3 protein-coding genes are annotated in these 1869 nt (G+C 42.5%); all 3 read left to right on the top strand.

Features of this window, described 5'->3' with window-relative positions; all coding sequences use genetic code 11:
* On the top strand, positions 1-332 hold a 332-nt coding region (locus FD16_RS12405), incomplete at its 5' end, for an oxidoreductase (RefSeq protein WP_056938574.1).
* Between the two features lie 13 nt (positions 333-345).
* Entirely contained in the window at positions 346-1584 is a 1239-nt protein-coding gene (locus FD16_RS12400) for a hypothetical protein (RefSeq protein WP_010622283.1), read from the top strand.
* Positions 1581-1790 carry a hypothetical protein gene (locus tag FD16_RS12395; RefSeq protein ID WP_010622282.1) on the top strand — a complete coding sequence of 70 codons (210 nt, stop codon included), beginning with the start codon at positions 1581-1583 and terminating at the stop codon, positions 1788-1790. The genes FD16_RS12400 and FD16_RS12395 overlap by 4 nt, the downstream gene beginning before the upstream one ends.
* Positions 1791-1869 lie beyond the last annotated feature (79 nt).

Below are 1869 nucleotides of genomic sequence, written 5' to 3'. Positions count from 1 at the left end.
TGGACATCTTACCCACGCTTGCTAAGGACGCTGTAGTGGCAATGCAGAAACTTGGTGTGACCACATATATCGAGGGTGAAGTAAAGAAATCTAAGGCTGGTAAAATTGTCGAAGCCGCATTGAAGAATCTCGGCTTTACCGAAACGGATGAAACAACGATTACCAATGCCATTGAATCGGCTTATGCTTCATTAACTGCTGATGGTACCTTAGCAACTTATATGCAAGCTACCGCCGAAACGGAAGCCGAAAAGAAAGCTGCTGAACTCAAACAAGCGCAAGCTGATTTAGCAACTGCGCAAGCCAAGGTAACTAGCCTCACCCAAGCATAATAGGAGGTAAGCTATGCGAAAATTGACATATACTGCGGATAGTCCGCAATCTATCAAACTTGGTGATTCAAATGATACGCTGTCCTTACGAGTAACAGAATTTGGTCAGCCAGTTGACTTGTCCAAAGTTCAGTCAATTGAAGTCAAGATTGGCGATACTAACGGTTACCTTAAATCGATTGATATCACAGCCGCAAACCTGTTACATCCTACTGATGGCAGAATTGATGTGACCTTTACCAATGACAATCTAAGTGACTTACCCGCCGGCAACTATTTAATCGAAGTATGGATCGTTGATAGCACCGGAGACACTACGATCTATCCAGACAGCGCCTATCCCGATGTTATCGGCTTTACCATTGATCGGAATATCATGTCTAGTCAATCGAGTGTGATTACTACGATTACCTTAGCCGATTTCGAGAACAAGTTCGATGATCTTCAAAAGGATTTACAAGACAAAGCTACTGATGGTGAATTTGACGGCAAAGCCGCAACTGTCAAGGTTGGCACGGTCAACACGGGTGCCGCTGGGACATCCGCTACGATTACTAATTCAGGCACAGATAATGATGCAGTGCTTGATTTCACGATACCCAAGGGAGATGCCGGTACCGTAGACAATGCTGGTTTGACCGCAGCACCAGCTTTTGTTGAGCTTAAAACGCAGGTTGATAACAGTGCTGTGGGTACCAACCTATTGATTAATACCTCCGGTTCAGCAACTAAGGCACAAACAACGGTGCAAGGAGCTAGCGCTGCTATATATGGTGTATATAGTAGAACTGATAGCTATGAGCAAGTAACTACTCCTACTCCTGATGAGTTTTACTACCGGTTTATGCCGCATGACACTAATAACTTATATGGCTTAACTCCGGGAGAAACTTACACTTTATCTGGCAGTGGCAGCCATACATCAGGTGAACTAAGGTTTAGATCACAATATGGTCCCGGAAGCAACTGGGGCTCAAGTGATGTTAGCGATTTAGGAATACCTGTTAGTGATGGATCAGTATTCACACCATTTTCACATACCTTTACTATTCCTGTTGGAGCTACTGGCGTATTTTTCAGTTTACAGAACTATGATTACGCTACTGATAGTCTATTTAGATTTAAAAATATGAAGCTGGAAAAAGGTAGTGTAGCTACGGATTGGTGCCCAAACCCATCAGAAATTTTGACACAAGCGGATTACGCAAAAATACAAGCTGCTATTGTAGCGCTAGGGGGTTCTTTGTCATGAGTTTTGATTTAAGCGAATTTTTAACAGAAGGGTTAATTAACAGTGTTAACAATGGATTGATTCCATCGGACTTAGCAACTGTATACGCTGGAAATTATCTAGTGAAATCACTGATTAACCAAACTCAGGTTACTCAAGTATCCGATGCGATTACAGCCTACAAAGCTGCACAGACATCAGCAGATCAGACATCAGCAGATCAATAGGAGGTAACTTAATTGAATAAGATTAAACAATTAGTCATCACATTTGTGGTGGCTTTTTTAGTAGTGATCGGGATTGGTG

The organism is Paucilactobacillus suebicus DSM 5007 = KCTC 3549, from assembly GCF_001434475.1.
GTDB lineage: Bacteria > Bacillota > Bacilli > Lactobacillales > Lactobacillaceae > Paucilactobacillus > Paucilactobacillus suebicus.
Note: the sequence above shows the minus strand (reverse complement) of the source record. Positions and strands in the feature narration are given on the sequence as shown.